We start from the raw sequence: 15,175 nt of genomic DNA, 5'->3' as shown, positions 1-15,175 counted from the left end.
ATTGAGTTAATCTTTGTAAAATATAATTCTATAGACTTTTAGTACGATTAATGTCACAAATCAGTTTAAAAATATATATTTATTGATAGCTCTGCGGTGTAATGGTGCTGAAAGTAATGTGTGAACTTAACAGACAATAAATATATTATAAATTAAAGCCCGCAAAGTACAAGTCTATTTTATACGGGGTTCTTCCTTTGCTTCCGCAGCGACGCAGCCCAACTTTGTGTCATTCAATTACTTGAAACACATCAAATCACCTGCGTCATGTTTGACATCCTAGCCATCGCCTTCTTTCAGCTCCTGAGCCTTTCTTCGCCTTCAGCTGCCAAGACTTCCCAGACTAGTGTTGCGCCTTCCGAACAGACGTCCAACTATACCGGTGCCGGTGGCTGGGGTGGTGATTACAAAAGCGCTGAGACAGGCGCTGGCGGGTGGGGTGGTGATATCGTCCGTGCAGAAACCGGCGCGGGCGGCTGGGGCGGCGACTTCGCCCACGTTCAGACGGGTGCTGGTGGTTGGGGTGGCGATGTTGCCTACCAAGGAACTGGTGCTGGTGGCTGGGGCGGTGACCTCGCCAGCGTTGAGACCGGTGCCGGCGGCTGGGGTGGTGATGTTGCGTAGATTGTAACTAGATACTTCGGGCCGGCAGAAGCTTTGCTGTAGAAATCTTGGCTAAATTGCCGAGGCACTACTTGCGTTCATCTGCCCAGTAATGAAGCAACTGATTATTGCCTTGCTGCTACTGAGCGGCGTTGGACTTACGGCTTGCTCCCCTTCGTCGTCTTCAACACACGCTGTTCGTATCCGGTGGAGTTCTGATCCTCAAAATCTTGATCCGCTGGCGACTTTGACCGCCAACAGCAATGCGCTGCAAGCTAACAACTTGTTATACTGCAGCTTACTCACCGTCGACCCCAAGAAGCAGACGTACGTGCCTTGGCTGGCGGAAGCCCTGCCCACAGTAAAGCGCCAAGATTCATTTACGTTTCTTTCCTATCGTTTGCGCAAAGCAGCGGTTTGGGACGATGGCCGTCCGGTGCAGGGTGCTGATGTGCTTTTCACGCTGAAACTCATGAACTTGCCGGGTTTGCCAAACGAAGCAGCTAGGGCTAAATTTGGTTTTATCCAAGATGTTCAAATAGATACTGCTGATTATCAGAATTTTACATTTTTATGTAAGGGCCGGTCGCTGGAGTATGTTTTGTCCTCTGGCGACTTTCCTATTTTACCCGAGCACGCGCTAGATCCGCAACGGCAGCTGCGAAGCTTTAGCCTCCGGGCGGTGCAGGCTCTCTCAGAGCACGAATCGGCAGCAAATCCTGTGTTGGCGGCTCTGGTTCAGCGTTACTCGGCTGCACAGCTTAGCCGTAACCCTTCACGGTTGCCGGGCTGTACGGCATACAATCTAACCGCTTGGCAAAGTGGACGTTACTTAACATTTCAAAGGAAGGCCAACTGGTGGGGCCATAAAATAAAGCCCATCCCACCTCAATTGCAGGCCAACCCGCAATCCATTGATTTTCAGATAATTCCGGATAACGCAACGAGCCTCCTGGCTTTGCGCCGCGGCGACATCGACATTTATCCGATGTTGCCAGCGAAAGATTTTAACCGCCTGAAACAAAGCGAGGAAAGCCAGCGCTTGGCTTTCTACACCAGTGACTCGTACGATATGGTGGCACTGGGCTTCAATACCAGCCATCCGGCGCTGCAAGATCGCTATACACGCCAGGCGCTAAGCCATTTGGTCAACGTTACTTCTCTTATTCAAGGCTCGCAACAGGGCATGGCTTACCCAAGTGTAGGCCTGATTAATCCGCACGATCAGCGGTATTATAACGATAGCTTGGCTCCGGTTGCTTACGCTCCCAATCGGACGGTTGCGTTGTTGCAACAGGCTGGCTGGCGCAAACAAAGCGACAACAGTTGGGTGCGGCGTTCCAAACCCGGCGAATCCGACCAGCGCTTGAGCCTCACTATCAGCTACCGCATCAACGAGCCAGCTTTTGAAGCGGCAGCATTGCAGTTCAGAACAGCGGCAGGCGCTCTTGGCATTCCGGTTCAGCTACAGCCTACGGAGGCCACACTGATGTCGAGCAAACTTCGCAAGGGCAATGTGGACGTATATTTACGTATGCTGTACGGCAATCCGTTCAACTTTAACTTTGCTGCCATCCTCCATTCCCGAAGCATTGGCTTGGGTAATTACTCCCGTTTTGGCACTGCCGCCAGCGACCAGCTGATCGATGCGATAGCCCAGGAGGAGGATTCTACGCGCAAAGCGGTTTTGCTACGCCGTTTTCAGAAGTTGATGCAGCAGGAAAGCCCGCTTGTGGTCTTGTACTTTATGCGTAACCGGTTGGCGGCTGCCAAGCACTTGGCACAGCTAAACGTATCGGGCCTGAAGCCCTACTATTACGTTACCACCATCATTTCGAAGACGGACCCCAGCAATTAGAGCCATGAAGCGCTACTTGCTCAAACGGCTCCTGCGGACCCTGCTTGCGGCATGGGGTATTGTGTCGATCATCTTTTTGTTAAGCCGAACCTTGTCGGTTCCGCAGCAGCTTCAAAGCCTCTCCGACAACAGTGGGCTATCTACGCCTTCCGCCGCCGAACAACAGGCGGCCGAACGTCAGCTAATCCACCGCCTAGGGCTTGACTTGCCCTTATTTTACATTACTCTAGAGGAAAGCGTAGCTACCAGGCATTGGCGATGGCATGGCGCAGCTAACCAATACCATGTTTGGTTTAGTAGCCTTATGCGGGGCGACTTAGGCCATTCTTACCGCGACGACAGTCCAGTGCTCGAAACGATTGGCAATGCATTGCGCTACACATTGCCCCTTACGCTGGTTGCCGCGGTCGTCGCCATTGGCTTAGCAATTCAAGTAAGTACCTGGTTGGCCAAACCGGGGCGTGGGCGCCGCACCGTTCTGACTACCATATATGCTTTGGATGCGGTGCCACTTTTTGTGGTGGCGTCGGCGTTGTTGCTGCTGTTTGCTAACCCGGATGCACTGCTTCTGTTTCCGGCCTACGGATTAGGCAGCCAATCTTCAGACGAAAGCAGCTTAAGTGCGCTGGCTGATTTTGCTTATCATTTGGTGTTGCCAGTGGTGAGCTTGGTGATGGTGAGCTTGCCGGGGCTGGTTGTGCAGCTCGAGGCGGCCCTGCAACACGAGCGCGGCACCGACTATGCCACTACTGCGCGCGCCAAGGGCTTATCGGAAGCACAAGTGATTTGGCGGCACACCTTTCGCAATGCCCTTCTGCCAACGCTCACGCTGATCACCGAATTTTTGCCGTCGCTGGTGGCGGGAGCTGTGATCGTCGAAATGATTTTCGCCTTGCCCGGCATGGGCCTGCTGTTAGCCGAGGCAGCGGCCACCCGCGATTACCCAGTACTTATGGGGGGCGTTGTCCTGACCACGCTGGTTCGACTGGCAGCGCAACTGCTAACGGATTGGTTGTATGTTCAGGCCGATCCGCGCATTCGTCTGCAGGCATGAGGCGCTACTGGGCTTCGCTTTCGGGGATGCAGAAGCTGGCTTGGTGCTGGCTGCTGTTTGTTGTTATTATTTCCTTCGCAACTTCTTATCTACCAATACCTTACCCACCCGACGTATCAGACCAGCAATCCATTTCGGTGGCACCTTCCAGCCTTGTAAGGCCCGGAACGGATGCACCTCATTGGCTGGGCACCGATCCCTTGGGCCGCGATGTATTATCCATGCTCCTCTTCGGCGCCCGGACGACGCTGCTGGTGAGTTTGCCTGCTGCCTTACTCGCTACTTTTCTAGGTATTGCACTCGGTAGCATGTCCGGTTTCTGGGGCGACCACACGCTAAAAATCGCCGCACCCTGGTGGGTTTCCAGTGCCCTGATTTTACCAATTATTCTTATAGCCGTCGGATCTATACCACCTATTGGTTTGTTTTATAAATTATTGACAATCATTACTTTATATACAATACTATACTTTATCTTATCGCGTACCCCACTTGCTACCAAACGCTGGGCTCTTCCAACCGACAGCCTGTTCTTGGGACTTGTGGCACTGCTCTCGTCAATGCCACAACTCATTTTGGTGTTGGCGCTCACAGCTGTGCTCCAACCATCGTTGGGCAGCTTGCTTTTAATCCTGATCGGTACTTCCTGGACTGCACCGGCTCGCCTGATAAGAGCGGAACTGCTGCGCGTGCGTGCGCTGCCTTTTATGGAGGCGGGGCTAGCTGCTGGCTTGCCAACTTGGCGTCTGTTGTGGCGTCATGCGCTGCCCAATGCTTGGCGTCCGATATGGGTTGGTTTCCCGATGAGTGTGGCCGCATTAGTCACGCTGGAGGCAACGCTCTCCTTCCTTGGCATTGGATTGCCGCCCGAAGTGCCCAGTTGGGGCCGAACGCTGGCTACCGCTCGCCTCGATACCTCCGCCTGGTGGCTGGTTCTATTCCCCGGCGCGGCGTTGGTCTTGACTGTATTGGCGCTGCGGCAACTCGGCATGAATAGGGCAATAAAATCTCCCGGTCTTGCTCAAGGCAATGTCACAAACTAACTCCACAATCGCCACACGAATCACGCTGAAACTAGACTTTTACTGAGGAGAACACCGAGCAGCACGCAATACAACCAATTATTAGTCAATCAATTGTATAATACCCACAGATTGTTGAATGTGATTTTGAGGCTACCAACGCTCTTGGTGGGGTAGTCACAACTGCTGCGATATCTTCCTTTATCTCGCTATACTGCTACTATATATTTGTAACAGATAACAGCAAGAATCCTCTGAATACTGCTTGTCACAGCTCGTGATTTTATAATGAATTGCTCTTTGCTTACTCGTCGTCGTCGGAGCTTGGCTCTGGATCTGGTTTTGCTGGATATGCCCTCACGGCAACGCACAAAGACTACTGGTTGCCTGACTTTAGGTGGGGAGCTAGTATCACCTGAGTCGGCGGAGGCAGCGCTGCGCAACGGTACCGCCATTATGGTGGGAGGATTGCTGGTAGGATCAACAGGATCTTACTTTTAAAGATAAAAAATAGGATTGAAGTTGCCGCACCACATGCGGACTGCTTCAATATCCTTAAGGTTGTTGCAATAGGTGTGTAAAAAAACCGCCGGCTTTGCCGGCGGTTTTTTTGCGTCTATACTTTTGATTATCAAAGCTATACATCCTGCGTTTGACGCGCCAGCAAAGCAATACCCTCCTGAAACGTATGCGGCCGATAGCCTAAATGCTGTTGTGCCTTCGAGATGATAAATCCGGTTCGAGCCGGACGCCGGGCAGGCTGGGTAAACGTGGTAGCATCCACCTCCACGATGAGCGACTTATCTAGCCCAAAGTAATCGGCTACTTGCAACGCCATTTGGTAGGGCGTAAGCAGTTCGCTGCTGCTGATGTGGTAAATGCCCGTCGCATTGTGCTTGGCTACCAACCAGCAGCCTTCGGCTAAGTCTTCGGCAAGCGTGGGCGTACGGAACTGGTCGCTGACGACTTTTATCTGTTTGCCGGCCCGCAACGAGTCGCGCACCCAGAGCACAATGTTGGTACGGCCGTATTCGTGCACAATGCCATACACCAGCACCGTACGCACAATAGCCCAAGGCGTTTTGCAGGCCTGCACCGCCTTTTCAGCAGCCAGCTTGCTCTGACCGTAAAAATTAACGGGTGCGGGCACCGCCTCTTCCGTCAGCGGGCCTTCCTCGCCGCTGAAGACAAAGTCGGTGCTGACGTGTACGAAGTGAATGCGCAAGGCTTCGCAAGCCGCTACCAAGTTCTCAACAGCAGTCACGTTTTGCAGCCAGCACGCTTCCTGCTTCAGCTCACACTCGTCTACATTGGTCATGGCGGCGGTGTGGATGACGTGCGTTGGCTTCGCCTGCGCCAACACTTGCTGCACCTGCGGGCCGTTGGTCACGTCGAGCGCCACGAACTTCACGTCCGGATACAGGTCGGCAAGCTTGTTTTGCCCCCGCGAGCTGGCAATGAGTTCCGCCTCCGGATGCTCCCGAAGTAGCGCCACAAGTTTCTGACCAAGCAATCCGTTCGAGCCCGTAATCAGGATGCGCTTTTTCATGCTTACTGATACTGATAGCCGTACAGCTCCGTGATTTTCTTCTTTTTCAGCTTTTCTACTTTCACCGTCATCTTGATGTCGGTGGTAGGGCGGTCGCGTTCATCTTTGGGCTGCATAGCGATCTTGTCAACCACATCCATCCCGCTTATCACCTGACCAAACACAGTATAGGCGCCGTCGAGATGCGGCGTGCCACGGTGGTTTTGCACAATGTAAAACTGCGAGGCGCTGCTCGCGCGCTCGGGATTCACAAAATCGCCCTGGCGGGCGGCGGCAACGGCCCCGTACTGATGATGTAGCTCGGGCCGGATCTCGGCCGGGATCATTTTCTCGTTATCAGCGCCGGCTCCGTCATTGGCAGCATCCGCATCCTTGGAATTAGGATCGCCGCCCTGAATCATAAAGTCCTGAATAACACGATGAAACGTAGTGCCGTTGTAGAAGCCGCTTTTGCTCAGTTTCAGAAAATTAGATTTGTGCCGCGGCGTTTGATCGAACAGAATCAGCTTGATGTCACCCAACGAAGTGCTGATGGTCACCACCTCGTCTTTCTTGGTTTTCTTCGGGGCTTTCGCAGCGAACACTGCCGGTGATGCCGCCAGCCACAAGGCCCACAGCAGCACCGTAACGCGAAATATTGATTTCATAAAGGCGTAAGAGTTGAAAGATAACACAGCGAAATTACGCGCTTTCGGCCGGAGAGGCGAGAAAATCCCGGGTTGGCCGCGCGTCAAACCGAGGCGAAATGCCAAAATCCACGTAAGCTGCACCGTACCCAACTCCCCTATTGATGCCCGAACGCTCTACGCCCGTCGCTCAGCCCCAGTGGCTGCCCAAAGTTTTGCTTGGCCTTTACGTGCTCTTATTTACTGCTTTGGCTATTCACCCGGCAGAGCGCGGGACGTGGGTGGCCGAAAATACGCCCATCGTGGCGATTGTGGTGCTGCTAGTGGTGCTGTATATGCGTGGCGTGCGCTTCTCCAATTTGGCGTATGTGCTGATGAGCGTGCTGCTCTTTCTGCACACCATTGGCGGTTATTACACTTTCGAAAAGGTGCCTTTTGATTGGTTTAACAACCTTTTTGGCTTCAAGCGCAACATGTACGACCGCGTAGCGCATTTCAGCGTGGGTTTCTACGCCTTTGCCATCATCGAGCTCACCGACCTCAACGGTACCATCCGCAGCCGCGCGGTTTCGTATTTGTTTGCGCTGTTCGCCATTGCCACCATCGCCATGAGTTACGAGCTTATCGAGTGGCTATACGCCGATTTAAGCGATCCATCGGCCGGCGCTGCATTCCTGGGTAGCCAAGGCGACATTTGGGATGCCCAAAAAGATATGCTCGCCGATACTAGTGGCGCTGTCTTCGCCCTGATTATTTATTGGCTACGAAGCAAATCTTCCAATAATCATAAATAATTAGCAATCAATTACTTACAAAAAAAGCCGTCTGGCTGATGTCAGACGGCTTTTTTGTAAGTAATTACCAGAATTTAGGCTTCGGTGCGGTGATGCCGGATGGCGTCAAGTATTTCCCGGCCGCCCCTGCTTAGCACGCTTTCCGCGAGCCGAACTCCCATGGCCTCAGCCTGTTGGGCGTCAACGGTGGAAAAGGTTTCGTCGATGTACTGCTTCCCATCGAGGCTGATGAGGCCGCCGTGGAGTTGTAGCGTGCCGGCCGTAGTGAAAGTGGCCAGCGCAAACGAAGGAATGCTGCAACCGCCTTCCATAGTGCGCAGAAACGCGCGCTCAGTCAGCAGGCAGGTGTGCGTGGCCGGGTGGTCGAGGATGCGCTGCAGGGTAGCTTTCAGCTTACCGTCCAGGGAACGGGCGCACTCGATGGCCACGCTGCCCTGGCCCGCTGCCGGCACAAACTGCTTTTCGGGCAGCATATGCCGGATAAGCTTGTCGTACTCCATGCGATGCACGCCGGCGTAGGCAAGCACCAAGGCATCGTACTGGCCTTCTTCGAGCTTGCGCAGCCGCGTTTGCAGGTTGCCGCGCGCTTCGGCCGTGCTGGCGTTGGGATAAAAACGCCGGAACATCGCCTTGCGGCGGGTGCTGCTGGTGCCCAATGTAATGCCCGGCCGATCTAAAGAAAATGTCGAATCGAAGCTCAGGACGACATCGTTGACCCGTTCGCGCTTCATAAAGGCCAGCAGCTCCAGATCGTCGGGAATGGTGCTTTGCACGTCCTTGGCGCTGTGCACGGCCACGTCGATGTGGCCGGTGCGCAGGCTTTCTTCCAACTCCTCTGTGAACACGCCCTTCGACCCGATTTTGGCTAGTGAGCGATCCTGAATCACGTCGCCGGTAGTCGTGATGATGACGATTTCAGAAGCAATCTGCTCCTGCTCCAGGCACGCAGCAACGTGGTGGGCTTGCCACAGCGCAAGCTTGCTGCCGCGGGTACCAATGCGAATCGGACGAGTAGTAGGCATAAATAAGTCTTCAATCAATACAGAAGCCTGAACATCCACGGAGGCCAAAATAATGCCGCGGCCAAACCAATAGCATTTCGTTTCTTGCCTACGCTTCCGCGAAATACAAAGCTACAACACCCCCGCGCTTTGCATAAGCTATAGCTGATTTAGCACTAGCTATAGCAACTTACCAAACTGTATTTTCGGCGTTTGAAGCCTTTAGGCCTACATTTTTAGCAATTCGGCCACCCGCAGCGAGGTATCCATAAACACCATTCGCGGGTTGGCATTGCGTTCGATGTGGTAGTGAGCCTCGTTAAGTTCGCGCGTAATCGGGTCGGCATTGTGCAGGCTCACAAAGCGGCTGAAACCCGTGACAAACTGCTGCTCAGCGGCGGGCAGATGCGGCACAAACTTCGCGTCGATCCCAAACAGCAGCACCTTGCGCAACAGGCCCAGCGCGTATTGCAGAAACTCTTTCTGGTTTTCGCGGCCCATCTTCTGAAATTCGTCACTGGTGGCGAGCAGCTTATCTACTTTCAGACCGTAGCAGTACCGCATCCACTCGGCAAACAAAGCGAAATAGTCACTGTCGGCCGAATCTTGGGCGGCGAGTGCGGCACCCAGGTTGCCATCGGAAATTTGCGCCAACTGCCGGGCTTTCACCTCGGGCACTTTTTGCACATCTCTCAGATAATCAACTAGTTCCTCTTCTGAGTAGGCGCGCACTACCACGGGTTGCACGCGGCTCACGATGGTGGGCAACAGTTGCTCGGGCGCGTGGCTCACCAGCAAGAAAATGGTAGCGGCCGGCGGCTCTTCCAGCAGTTTGAGCACGGCATTGGCCGCGGCCGGGTGCATCAGTTCCGGTAGCCAGATCACCACAATCTTGAACTGAGCTTCAAACGCCTTCAGCGACACGAGCTTCAGCAATTGCAGGCTTTCTTCTTTCGAAATGCTGCCTTGTTTGTTTTCGGCGCCAATGTGCTGCATCCAGTCGTTGAGACCTTGGTAGGGATTTTCGAGCACAAAGCTGCGCCACTCGGCCGCAAACTTACTGCTGACCGCGTCCTTCGGCACTTGCTTGGTTGAAGTAACGGGCAGGATGAAATTCAGGTCGGGGTGGATGAGCTTGTCAATCTTCTGGCAGCTAGCACATTGCCCACATGAATCTTCGTCGTTGGGTTGGCGGGCCTCGCAGTTCAGAAACGTAGCGTAAGCCAAAGCCAGCGCCATTGCCGCCGAGCCTTCAGCCCCGCGAAACAGCTGTGCGTGCGCCACGTGCTGCCGCTGCACCGACTGCACCAGCAGCTTCTTCACCGCATTCTGGCCCGGAATTTCAGCAAAACGCATTATACTACAATCAATTGATTATCAATAAATTACCACAACCTGCCATCCCGAATCGAAAAAGTACCTTTGCTGTGCTCAGCGCAAAGAAAGGTTGGGGTAGCGAAAGTAGACAGCAGGCTTTAACTGGCCCGCTCCCACACCCGATCTTTTGCCGTGGCATCGTAGACGTGCTGCATAATGCCTTGTTCCACAGCATCATATGCCAAGTGCCGACGGGCCATCACGCGCTCAGCTACTTCGGCTACTTTAGGCATTTTGAAGGTTTCGAAACCAGCCGCCCCGCCCCAACTGAACGAGGGAATAAACGTGCGCGGAAAGCCCGCTCCGAAGACATTGGCGCCCACGCCTACTACCGTGCCGGTGTTGAACATGGTGTTGATGCCGCACTTGCTGTGGTCGCCCATCATTAGGCCGCAAAACTGCTGGCCGGTGTTCACGAAACGGCTTCTGGCGTGGCTCCAGATCTTGACCGGCGCGTAGTTATTCTTGAGGTTGGAGGTGTTGGTATCCGCACCCAGGTTGCACCATTCGCCAATCACGGAGTTGCCGAGGTAGCCGTCGTGGCCTTTGTTGGAATAGCCAAACAAGATGGAGTTGCCGACTTCGCCGCCTACTTTGCAATAAGGCCCCACGGTGTTGTCGCCGCGCATTTTGGCGCCGGCATTGATATGAGATCCTTCGCCCAATGCCAGCGGCCCTTTAATAATGGCTCCTTCGTGTACCTGCGAGTTCTTGCCCAGGTAAATCGGGCCGTCTTCGGCGTTCAGAATGGCGGCGCGGATTTTCACGCCCTCTTCAAGGAAGATATTCTCGGCGCCGTAGACGATGGTATGCGGATCGGTGATCGGCTGGGATTGCCGACCGCGGGTGAGCATGTCAAAATCTTCCCGGATTTCGCGGCCGTTGCGCAGAAACAAATGCCACACCTCCCGAATAAGTGTCACGGGTTCAGCAACTTCCTTCTCGTCTGCAAAACCATCTTGGATCAGCTCTGCCACCTTGGAGGCGTCGGATAAGTGCGCTGCCACTAGGGTTTCGCTGCAAAAAAGGGCCTGTCCCGGCTGGAGGTTTTCGATCTGCTGCACGAGCACGTCGTCGGGGCAAATGGCGCCGTTGATAACCAGCGCGGCACCTGCCACGGGGCCGGCGGGGTATTTTGCCTGCAAGTAAGGCTCCGTCAGGTAATGAACTTCCTGGCGCAAGCGATGCTGCCACTTTTCAGCGATTGTCAGGATGCCACAACGCAGAGCCGCTACCGGACGCGTGAAGGTAAAGGGCAACAGATTTTGCCGAATGTCGGGGTCGTCGAAGAGCAGAACGGTCATGGCAATAAATCGACTGTGGTTCGTTTCCGGAGGCAGGCGCCGGGTTGCGCGTGCCTAGCAACGGCAAGTTGGCACAAATAAAAACTCCCGCCAGACTTGCCAGCGGGAGTTCCAAATATTTTGCTTACTGGGTTGCCGCTCCAAGCTGACAACCAAATAATTACTTCTTCTGGTAGCGGTTGCGGAATTTCTCCACACGGCCAGCGGTGTCGATGAACACGTTTTTGCCGGTGTAGAAAGGGTGCGATGCGCTGCTAACTTCCACCTTGATGACGGGATAGGTTTTGCCATCCTCCATCGTGATAGTGTCGTTGGAGGTCATCGTCGAGCGCGTGATGAATTTAAAGTCGCTAGACGTGTCCTGAAACACGACTTCGCGATACTCGGGGTGGATGTCTTTTTTCATGGTCGTAATACCGTTAAAACCTTCAGGGCCTGCCGATTTTGCGGAAGGGATTGCAAAAGTACGTGTTATCCCTGTAAATCAAAAACCTACCACCCGATTTCGTACCAAAGCTCCCCGAAACTGCTTGTAAACCAAGGCCACACCCGGCACTTACATACTTTTAATCCTGCGCTGGCGTTATCTTCTTGGTTTCAGATTGCGGAGCGTATGCATTTCACCTTCAAACTTTTGCTGGTAGCAGGCCTTGTGTTGGCAAGCGTGGCCATGCTGTTTGGGACTGCGACCGTTACGGCCTTCCACTCAAAATACGTGGGAAACAACGTGCAGCTGGAGTGGCAAGTAGCCGGCGAGCCGGTGGTGCAAGCCTACGATTTGTACCGCAAAACCAACCACGAATCCGGCTATATCCGTTTGGCTTCTGTTGCACCTACGGGCCAGCAGCACTACCGCTACCTCGATGTTGGCCCGACGATAGCCAGCCCGGTCGCCTACCGTTTGGTGGTGCGCAGCGTGCCTCTCGACCGATCGTATACCAGCGTGCTAGCAAAGGCTCCCAGAGCCGTGCAGCGCTCTTGGGCCAGTATCAAGCTTATATTCAAGTAGATACAACTGTTTAATTATCAAGTGGTTATTTCATTAACGTAAGACGCTTTCGATACAGGCTGGTGTGATCTGGGAAATCAAGCTGCGTATCAGGCAGGCGGCCATTTAACCTTGCTATGGGATTTCTGCGTACGGGAGGAGGCACCTTCTGCCAGATCTCCTACCTATGTCCATAACCGATTCCATTTCGTCTGCGCTTCCGGCTTCCCCTTCCCCTGGCATCCGGATGCTGGCCCGCTTTGGTTTTGCGGCCATTGGGGTGGTGTATCTGTTGATGGGCATTCTGGCTTTGCTAGCGGCTTTGGGCCAACGGGGTGGCCAAACCGCCGATAAAAAACAAGCCGTGCAGACGCTACAGGGCCTACCCGGCGGCCCAGTGCTTTTGGGCCTGATTGCGTTTGGGCTGCTTGGCTACATCATCTGGCGAATCGTGCAGGCCGTGCGCGATACGGAAAGCAAAGGTTCCGGTGCTAAAGGCATCGGCCAACGGCTTAGCTACATTGGCAGCGGCTTGGTGTACGCTAGTTTGGCGTGGTTTGCCGCGCGCCTAGCTTGGAATGGGGCCGCCGACAGTGGCGGCAACACCCAACAAACGCTCACAGCCAAAGTGCTCAGCTGGCCCGGTGGCGACTGGCTGGTGTTGTTGTTAGGCCTGATTATTATCGGCGTTGGCATTTATCAGCTCATCAATGCTTACTCCGGCAGGTTTCAACAGTATATAAACGCCAGCAACCTCCCGCCGAATCAGCAGAACGTTGTATACCGTGCCGGGCAAATTGGCTACACAGCCCGCGGCATTGTGCTGGTTATTATCGGGTACTTCTTCGTGCAAGCAGGCCGTGAGTCCCGAGCATCGGCAGTCGGTGCCACCGACGAAGCCTTTGATTTGCTGGCAACGATGGGGCCGGCTGTGCTCGGGGTAGTAGCGCTGGGCTTGATGGCGTATGGCTTCTACATGCTGGTGCAAGCGCGCTATCCTGTGTTACGCGGCGTATGAGCGCACGATGCGCAAGGCATTTCAAGTTGAGGTTGTAGTTTGGTGCCGCCAATTTTTGTGCCTTCACGCGGCTAATTACCCTTATTTACTTCTAAACAAGTATGCGCATTTGCTTTGCCACCAACAACGAGCACAAGCTGACCGAAGTACGTCCGCTGTTGCCTGCTTTCATCGAACTAGTCAGCCTGCGCGACATCGGGTGTGAAGAGGAGTTGCCCGAAACCCGCGACACGCTCGCCGGCAATGCTCGCCAAAAGGCCGAATACGTGTGGGAGCACTATGGCGTATCCTGCTTTGCCGACGATACCGGCCTGGAAGTAAACGCCTTACACGGAGAACCCGGTGTGTATTCGGCGCGCTATGCGGGGCCACAGCGCTCGGCTGCGGATAATGTGACGAAGCTGCTGCACGAGTTGGGCACGGCCAGCGACCGCAGCGCGCAGTTCCGGACGGTCATTGCCTTGATACTGCCAAGCGGCGAAGTGCATGAGTTTGCCGGCGAAGTGCGCGGCTCGATTACCGACACACGACAGGGCAAAGATGGTTTTGGATACGATCCTGTGTTTCGGCCGGAAGGCCACGACGCAACTTTTGCCGAGATGACTTTGGCGCAAAAAAATACGATGAGCCACCGCGCCCGGGCTGTGCAACAGTTGGTTGCCTTTCTCAATACCCAGACGGCGGGCAGCGTTGGGGCAGAGAAATAAGGGGCAGTTTGCGGCGAATTTCTAATTCCTCGTTTCGCATTCGTAAATTTGCACGGTTGGCCCTTCCGGTACGGGCCGTTTCCCCACCCCATGCAACATCCTTTCATCGTCGGTATTACGGGCGGCAGCGCCTCCGGCAAAACCACGTTTTTGCGCCGGCTGCTGGCTGCCTTCCCATCGGAAGACATTTGTCTAATTTCGCAGGATAATTATTACCACCCACGCGAAACACAACAGGTTGATTCTCAAGGAGTTACAAACTTTGATCTGCCTTCTTCTATCGACTCCGTAGCCTACGCCGCCGACGTGTTGCGCATCAGCCAGGGCCAGGAGGTACGCCGACCGGAATACACGTTTAACAACCCCAACGCCACGCCTAGCGAACTTGTTTTTCATCCGGCTCCTATTGTGGTTGTGGAAGGCATCTTCGTTTTTTACTTCGAAGAAGTAGCCAAACTGCTCGACCTGAAAGTGTACATCGATGCCCGCGAGCATGTGAAGTTGCAACGCCGCATCGTCCGCGACCGCGACGAACGCGGCTACGATCTGGAGGACGTACTCTACCGCTACACCAACCACGTAGCGCCCACGTACGAGAAATACATCAAACCGTTTAAGCACGACGCCGACCTTATCATCCCGAACAATCGGCATTTTGATAAGGGGCTGGAAGTGCTCGTTACCTTCTTAAAAAGCAAGGTTCCGACCAAAACCAAATCAAAGTAGCAAGCACCGGCAAGCAGCTTTAGGCTGTTGCCAAAGCGAGCGCTGCCGGACCGGCAGCGCTCGCTTTTTGTTTACCGGCGCCCCACCCACGCCTTGCGTTTACCCCCAAACCAGCCGCCGCCTACAGGTTCTTATTTCGTTGGCCCGCGCAATTGGCTATATTTGTAGCCATTACCCTAACCATGTTCTTGTCCGTCACCACGTTTTTACCCCGCCTGCGTTTTGCGATGCTCACAGCCACGCTGCTGTTTGTGCTGTCGCTGAACCACCAGGCCGTGGCTACCTTCCGGGTTCCGGTGGGCAAGGCTGCGCACGTGGGCGCTGCTCCGAAGGCAGCCGTGGTGAAGCAAAAAGTTACCCTGGAAGCCACGGCCGCGCTGGCCCCGTGGCTGGCACCAGCCGTTGAGGCTTGGTTGCCTGCTCCCGAACCACTAACCTGGGCCGTAGCCGTTCGCAGCCAGGCTGCGCCGCGTCCCCGCCCGTGTGCCGTGCCGGATTTGTTCCGCTCGCGGTTGCTGCTCGCGGCGTTGTCGCCGCAGGCGCCCTAG

16 protein-coding genes are annotated in these 15,175 nt (G+C 54.5%); 10 read left to right on the top strand and 6 right to left on the bottom strand.

From position 1 onward, the window contains the following. The first annotated feature begins 267 nt into the window (after nt 1-267). The 4 genes from FHG12_RS12500 (at nt 268) to FHG12_RS12485 (ending at nt 4,558) form a co-directional block, all read left to right on the top strand. On the top strand, nt 268-624 hold the full coding sequence (locus tag FHG12_RS12500; protein ID WP_139516047.1) for a hypothetical protein: 357 nt from the start codon (nt 268-270) through the stop codon (nt 622-624). 91 nt (nt 625-715) lie between these two features. Next, a complete protein-coding gene (locus FHG12_RS12495) occupies nt 716-2,461 on the top strand; it encodes an ABC transporter substrate-binding protein (protein WP_139516046.1) in 1,746 nt (581 codons plus the stop codon). Between the two features lie 304 nt (nt 2,462-2,765). After that, nucleotides 2,766-3,515 carry an ABC transporter permease gene (locus FHG12_RS12490; RefSeq protein WP_165699383.1) on the top strand — a complete coding sequence of 250 codons (750 nt, stop codon included), beginning with the start codon at nt 2,766-2,768 and terminating at the stop codon, nt 3,513-3,515. 26 nt (nt 3,516-3,541) lie between these two features. Continuing rightward, a complete protein-coding gene (locus tag FHG12_RS12485; protein ID WP_165699382.1) occupies nt 3,542-4,558 on the top strand; it encodes an ABC transporter permease in 1,017 nt (338 codons plus the stop codon). 616 nt (nt 4,559-5,174) lie between these two features. Here FHG12_RS12485 and FHG12_RS12480 read toward each other — a convergent pair. Next, entirely contained in the window at nt 5,175-6,086 is a 912-nt protein-coding gene (locus tag FHG12_RS12480) for an SDR family oxidoreductase (protein ID WP_139516043.1), read from the bottom strand. 2 nt (nt 6,087-6,088) lie between these two features. Beyond that, nucleotides 6,089-6,733 carry a peptidylprolyl isomerase gene (locus FHG12_RS12475; protein ID WP_139516042.1) on the bottom strand — a complete coding sequence of 215 codons (645 nt, stop codon included), beginning with the start codon at nt 6,731-6,733 and terminating at the stop codon, nt 6,089-6,091. 143 nt (nt 6,734-6,876) lie between these two features. On the opposite strand from FHG12_RS12475, the gene FHG12_RS12470 reads away from it, so the two are divergent. Continuing rightward, on the top strand, nt 6,877-7,506 hold the full coding sequence (locus tag FHG12_RS12470; RefSeq protein WP_139516041.1) for a DUF2238 domain-containing protein: 630 nt from the start codon (nt 6,877-6,879) through the stop codon (nt 7,504-7,506). A gap of 74 nt (nt 7,507-7,580) precedes the next feature. On the opposite strand, the gene hemC is transcribed toward FHG12_RS12470, so the two are convergent. From hemC to FHG12_RS12450, 4 genes are all read right to left on the bottom strand, one after another. After that, nucleotides 7,581-8,528, bottom strand: a complete 948-nt coding sequence (gene hemC / locus FHG12_RS12465; RefSeq protein WP_139516040.1) for a hydroxymethylbilane synthase — start codon at nt 8,526-8,528, stop codon at nt 7,581-7,583. 207 nt (nt 8,529-8,735) lie between these two features. Further along, the gene (locus FHG12_RS12460; protein ID WP_139516039.1) at nt 8,736-9,863 is read right to left on the bottom strand and encodes a DNA polymerase III subunit; all 1,128 of its coding nucleotides are present in this window, start codon (nt 9,861-9,863) and stop codon (nt 8,736-8,738) included. Nucleotides 9,864-9,982: 119 nt separating this feature from the next. Further along, a complete protein-coding gene (locus FHG12_RS12455; RefSeq protein ID WP_139516038.1) occupies nt 9,983-11,188 on the bottom strand; it encodes a GlmU family protein in 1,206 nt (401 codons plus the stop codon). Between the two features lie 160 nt (nt 11,189-11,348). Beyond that, the gene (locus tag FHG12_RS12450) at nt 11,349-11,594 is read right to left on the bottom strand and encodes a type B 50S ribosomal protein L31 (RefSeq protein ID WP_139516037.1); all 246 of its coding nucleotides are present in this window, start codon (nt 11,592-11,594) and stop codon (nt 11,349-11,351) included. Between the two features lie 207 nt (nt 11,595-11,801). On the opposite strand from FHG12_RS12450, the gene FHG12_RS12445 reads away from it, so the two are divergent. From FHG12_RS12445 to FHG12_RS12425, 5 genes are all read left to right on the top strand, one after another. Further along, nucleotides 11,802-12,197, top strand: a complete 396-nt coding sequence (locus tag FHG12_RS12445; RefSeq protein WP_139516036.1) for a hypothetical protein — start codon at nt 11,802-11,804, stop codon at nt 12,195-12,197. Nucleotides 12,198-12,363: 166 nt separating this feature from the next. Further along, nucleotides 12,364-13,194, top strand: a complete 831-nt coding sequence (locus tag FHG12_RS12440) for a DUF1206 domain-containing protein (RefSeq protein WP_139516035.1) — start codon at nt 12,364-12,366, stop codon at nt 13,192-13,194. 101 nt (nt 13,195-13,295) lie between these two features. Next, nucleotides 13,296-13,901 (top strand): RdgB/HAM1 family non-canonical purine NTP pyrophosphatase, encoded by a 606-nt coding sequence (gene rdgB / locus FHG12_RS12435; RefSeq protein WP_139516034.1) that lies wholly within the window; start codon nt 13,296-13,298, stop codon nt 13,899-13,901. 90 nt (nt 13,902-13,991) lie between these two features. Next, nucleotides 13,992-14,627, top strand: a complete 636-nt coding sequence (locus tag FHG12_RS12430; protein WP_139516033.1) for a uridine kinase family protein — start codon at nt 13,992-13,994, stop codon at nt 14,625-14,627. 182 nt (nt 14,628-14,809) lie between these two features. Continuing rightward, nucleotides 14,810-15,175 (top strand): hypothetical protein, encoded by a 366-nt coding sequence (locus tag FHG12_RS12425; RefSeq protein WP_139516032.1) that lies wholly within the window; start codon nt 14,810-14,812, stop codon nt 15,173-15,175.

The organism is Hymenobacter jejuensis (assembly GCF_006337165.1).
Taxonomy (GTDB): domain Bacteria; phylum Bacteroidota; class Bacteroidia; order Cytophagales; family Hymenobacteraceae; genus Hymenobacter; species Hymenobacter jejuensis.
The sequence above is the reverse complement of the archived record's forward strand: the minus strand, read 5'-3'. Positions and strand labels throughout refer to the sequence as shown.

Coding starts and splice junctions, on each gene's coding strand:
- FHG12_RS12500 (WP_139516047.1), top strand. CDS start 268: ATGTTTGACATCCTAGCCATCGCCTTCTTTCAGCTCCTGAGCCTTTCT.
- FHG12_RS12495 (WP_139516046.1), top strand. CDS start 716: ATGAAGCAACTGATTATTGCCTTGCTGCTACTGAGCGGCGTTGGACTT.
- FHG12_RS12490 (WP_165699383.1), top strand. CDS start 2,766: ATGCGGGGCGACTTAGGCCATTCTTACCGCGACGACAGTCCAGTGCTC.
- FHG12_RS12485 (WP_165699382.1), top strand. CDS start 3,542: ATGCAGAAGCTGGCTTGGTGCTGGCTGCTGTTTGTTGTTATTATTTCC.
- FHG12_RS12480 (WP_139516043.1), bottom strand. CDS start 6,086: ATGAAAAAGCGCATCCTGATTACGGGCTCGAACGGATTGCTTGGTCAG.
- FHG12_RS12475 (WP_139516042.1), bottom strand. CDS start 6,733: ATGAAATCAATATTTCGCGTTACGGTGCTGCTGTGGGCCTTGTGGCTG.
- FHG12_RS12470 (WP_139516041.1), top strand. CDS start 6,877: ATGCCCGAACGCTCTACGCCCGTCGCTCAGCCCCAGTGGCTGCCCAAA.
- hemC (WP_139516040.1), bottom strand. CDS start 8,528: ATGCCTACTACTCGTCCGATTCGCATTGGTACCCGCGGCAGCAAGCTT.
- FHG12_RS12460 (WP_139516039.1), bottom strand. CDS start 9,863: ATGCGTTTTGCTGAAATTCCGGGCCAGAATGCGGTGAAGAAGCTGCTG.
- FHG12_RS12455 (WP_139516038.1), bottom strand. CDS start 11,188: ATGACCGTTCTGCTCTTCGACGACCCCGACATTCGGCAAAATCTGTTG.
- FHG12_RS12450 (WP_139516037.1), bottom strand. CDS start 11,594: ATGAAAAAAGACATCCACCCCGAGTATCGCGAAGTCGTGTTTCAGGAC.
- FHG12_RS12445 (WP_139516036.1), top strand. CDS start 11,802: ATGCATTTCACCTTCAAACTTTTGCTGGTAGCAGGCCTTGTGTTGGCA.
- FHG12_RS12440 (WP_139516035.1), top strand. CDS start 12,364: ATGTCCATAACCGATTCCATTTCGTCTGCGCTTCCGGCTTCCCCTTCC.
- rdgB (WP_139516034.1), top strand. CDS start 13,296: ATGCGCATTTGCTTTGCCACCAACAACGAGCACAAGCTGACCGAAGTA.
- FHG12_RS12430 (WP_139516033.1), top strand. CDS start 13,992: ATGCAACATCCTTTCATCGTCGGTATTACGGGCGGCAGCGCCTCCGGC.
- FHG12_RS12425 (WP_139516032.1), top strand. CDS start 14,810: ATGTTCTTGTCCGTCACCACGTTTTTACCCCGCCTGCGTTTTGCGATG.